General features: G+C 51.9%; 3 protein-coding genes. 2 read left to right on the top strand and 1 reads right to left on the bottom strand.

The window, feature by feature from the left end; all coding sequences use genetic code 11:
- The first annotated feature begins 203 nt into the window (after positions 1-203).
- Both MOST_RS13680 and MOST_RS13675 read left to right on the top strand, forming a co-directional pair.
- Positions 204-950, top strand: coding sequence for a glucose 1-dehydrogenase (locus MOST_RS13680; RefSeq protein WP_054938424.1), 747 nt, complete (start codon positions 204-206; stop codon positions 948-950).
- A 27-nt stretch (positions 951-977) separates the two neighbouring features.
- Positions 978-1,718, top strand: a complete 741-nt coding sequence (locus tag MOST_RS13675) for an endonuclease III domain-containing protein (RefSeq protein ID WP_244267302.1) — start codon at positions 978-980, stop codon at positions 1,716-1,718.
- Between the two features lie 38 nt (positions 1,719-1,756).
- Here MOST_RS13675 and MOST_RS13670 read toward each other — a convergent pair whose 3' ends face one another.
- The gene (locus MOST_RS13670; protein WP_054938423.1) at positions 1,757-3,193 is read right to left on the bottom strand and encodes a 4Fe-4S dicluster domain-containing protein; all 1,437 of its coding nucleotides are present in this window, start codon (positions 3,191-3,193) and stop codon (positions 1,757-1,759) included.
- Positions 3,194-3,759: the final 566 nt, after the last annotated feature.

Genomic DNA, 3,759 nt, shown 5'->3' with positions numbered 1-3,759 from the left:
AATGGTAGAGCGCCCGGCTGTTAACCGGGTGGTTGCAGGTTCGAGCCCTGCCCGGGGAGCCATTCCCCTCAGCCCCTGTTAGGTTAACCCTATCAGGGGCTTTTTTGTTGCTAAATAACTCTTGCCTAAACAGTAATTTTTCTTTACACTCATGCATAGGGCTGATCACGGCCCTTTATACATTGAAAGGAGCTAATTTACTAATGAATTTTGACGGCAAAGTTGTCATTGTCACAGGAGCCGGTAGAGGTATAGGGCGTAGTATAGCCCTTATGTATGCTCGCGCGGGAGCCCGGGTAATCATTGCTGAAAAAGACTCAAAGAGTGCCCTGGAAACAGAAGCGTTGATACATGAATTCAAGGGTGAGGCTACCGCCTTCTTGACGGACGTAAGCCTGCCCGCTGACATTGAAACCTTGATGCAAAGGACTGTTGCCAGGTATGGCAGGCTAAATATTTTAATTAATAACGCCGGCATATCTCGCTGGAAATCACCGTATGAACTGACAGTCGAAGAATGGGATTATATTCTAAATGTCAATTTACGTAGTGTTTTTCTTTGCTCCCGGGAAGCGGCTAAAATAATGAGAAAACATGGAGGAGGAGCTATTGTTAACATAGCTTCCACCCGAGCGTTCATGTCCGAACCGGATTCCGAAGCATATGCGGCCTCAAAAGGTGGAATCATAGCCTTGACCCATGCCCTGGCTATATCCCTGGCACCTGATAATATCCGGGTTAATGCCATTAGTCCGGGCTGGATTGCAACGGGGGATTATTCTCTTTTAAGGGAAATCGATCACCGCCAGCACCCGGCGGGAAGGGTGGGCAAACCTGAGGATATTGCCCGGGCCTGTCTCTTCCTTACCAGTGATGCCGGCGATTTTATTACCGGTACTAATCTCATAATTGACGGCGGTATGACCAGAAAAATGATCTATGTTGACTGAATCCCTGCAAGTGAGGTCGACAAAGAATTGACCAGAAAACCCAATCTCCTCAGGTCAGGGGGCAAGTTACCAACAGGCATGGACATGGTTGGCAAGTCGCAAAATATTCAGGAGTTGTTGATAGCCATCTATAACCGGCTTTATAATTATTTCGGCCCGCGGCACTGGTGGCCTGCCGAAACCCCCTTTGAGGTCATTGTCGGTGCCATCCTTACCCAGAACGTAGCCTGGAAAAATGTCGAGCAGGCGATAGCCAATCTCAAGGCGGCAGGGCTCCTCGATCCCGAAGCCATGTTCAGGGCAACGGCGGTTGAACTAGAACCCCATATCCGGCCGGCAGGATATTACCGTACCAAAGCTAAAAAGCTCAAGGCCTTTGTTGAACACCTGTGGAAACGGTATAACGGTTCTCTGACCGCCATGTTTTCCCGCCCCCTGGCGGAGCTGCGCCCGGAGATACTGGCTATTTACGGCATTGGACCGGAGACGGCCGACGCTATCCTCTGTTACGCAGGCAATTATCCCATCATGGTCATGGATGCCTACACACGAAGGGTATTCTCAAGGCTGGGTTTTTTTGATGAAAAGATAACCTATCAAGGCATGCAGGAGTTTTTTATGGCGAACCTGCCGCGAGACCAGTATCTCTACAATGAATATCACGCCCTGATTGACGGGCTGGCAAACCAGCTCTGCCGCAAAAACCAGCCTGACTGCTCAAAGTGTCCCCTTGGAGATATTTGTCCCCGGCTTGGGGTTAATCTGTAAGGCCTCTGGCGTTTCAGCCAGAGGCCTACACTATTAAATCAGCGGTAGAATTTTTCCACTGCCCGGGCGCTTTCCCGCGGCCCGACCAGTGCCGCTGGCCCGCCGACACAACCTCCCTCGCAAGCCATGCCTTCTAAAAAGTTCCCCGGCAGTTTTCCGGCCCGGGCCAGGTTTAGATACCGTTTACATTCCTCCAGGCCGCTTGCCAGGACCGGTTTGAATTCGACGGTGTCTCCCTGTTCCTTGAGAGCTTGTTCAATCGCTGCGGCAACACCACCGCTTACCGGGAAACCCCGGCCCCGCGCCGAAGCAGTGCCGGTAGGCGCAGAATCCGGGCTGAGAACAGCGGGGTCTATTTCCCTGGCTGCCAGGAAGGCCGCCAGTTCTTCAAAAGTAAGAACAGCATCGATGCCGGTCCCGGGGCTGAGGGCCTCTTCCTTTTTGGCCACGCACGGCCCTATAAATACCACTTTGCTACCTGGAGCTTCAGCCTTAAGCATCCGGCCCAGGACCACCATCGGTGACGGGACCGGTGCAAGGTGATCGGCCAGGTCCGGGTAATTTTTCCGCACAAAAGATACAAAAGCGGGACAACAGGAACTGGCCAGCCATTCTTTTTCCGCCACCGTTTGGCTAAATTCCTTTGCTTCCAGTACAGCCACCTGGTCCGCGCCCCGGGCCACCTCGGCAGTAGCAGTAAAACCCAGTCCGGCGAGGGCCGCCATAACCTGGCCTGCAGACACGTTGGGACCAAACTGGCCGGCAATCGCCGGTGCCAAGGCGGCCACAACCTGTTCGCCTGCCTGGAGCCAGCGAATCACTTCCGGCAACTGGGACTTATCCGCAATAGCTCCAAAGGGGCATGCTGTCAGGCAAGTACCGCAAGCGGTGCAAAATTTGCGGTCAATCACCGAGTTGCGGTTGGGCCCGGGTTTAATAGCCTCGGCCAGGCAAGAACGTTCACAGGGACGGCTAACCTCCACGATAGCATGGAAGTAACAGGCTCGGCTGCATCGTCCACATTCAACGCATTTTTCCTGGTCGATATAGGCACGTCGGCCAACAATTGTTATAGCTTTTTTCGGACAGGTGTTTACACAAAAATGGGCGACGCAGCCCCGGCAGGCATCGGTGACAAGGTAACGATCAATGGGGCAGCGGTCGCAGGCTATCTCAATTATATCCAGTACCGGGGAGGTAACGTGGTGCCCGGCCAGGTTCTTTTCGGCAATGACTCCCAGGCGTTCATCTTCGCCCACTTCCCGGGGTGAAAAACCGAGAGCAAACTTAACCCGTTCGGCCAGGATCGCTCTTTCCTTGTACACACAGCAACGGTAACGGGTTATGCCCGCATCAGTCAGGGTTCGCGGGAGCCGGTCTATCTCGCTCTCAAGCCTTCCCGTGAGGGTAAGACGGGCTACTTCCCGCAATACCTCATGCTTGATTTTAGCGACTTCGGATTTGAACGAACGCATGGATTTTTCTCCTCTATCTGGTTGTTGTTCAAACCATATCTTATATTCCTTACAGGATATATGTCAATGGAAGCAAGTTTCATATTGATTACTCAACCTCACTGTAAAGTTCCTGATTAACTTTAGGGCATTAACCTGAGGCAGGAAGTCCCTCAAGGTGAGAGCCGGCTTTCGCCCAGGAAAACGTGGAAACCGGGGCATAGTGGCGCAAAAGAAAGAAAAAAGGAGATAATGTTAAGGAAATGTTAAGCAGTTAGCTCTATAATCATTTACTCTTCCTTGCCTGCCGGTAGAATTCGTGCTATAGTATTAACTGCTCCTGCAAGGAAGGTAAGCTTGCCCGGTATAAATTAACAGTTGACAGGGCAAAGCAAAAATGATAAGTTATTAAAGCTGTGCTCGTCAAAGGGAGCGCAGCGCCGGTGTGGAGGAGTGGGATGTAGAAATCTCTTGACACCGGGCAAAAGAAGTGATAGAATATAAAAGTCGCGTCTAGCGAAGCTGGTCTTTGAAAACTGAACAGTGGTAAGGAGCCAGACGTAAAAGCGAGGACCCTGTAGAAGAGG

The sequence above is a fragment of the Neomoorella stamsii genome, assembly GCF_002995805.1.
Taxonomy (GTDB): Bacteria; Bacillota; DSM-521; order Neomoorellales; family Neomoorellaceae; genus Neomoorella; species Neomoorella stamsii.
This window is presented reverse-complemented; position numbering and strand designations above follow the sequence as displayed.

Coding starts and splice junctions, on each gene's coding strand:
- MOST_RS13680 (WP_054938424.1), top strand. CDS start 204: ATGAATTTTGACGGCAAAGTTGTCATTGTCACAGGAGCCGGTAGAGGT.
- MOST_RS13670 (WP_054938423.1), bottom strand. CDS start 3,193: ATGCGTTCGTTCAAATCCGAAGTCGCTAAAATCAAGCATGAGGTATTG.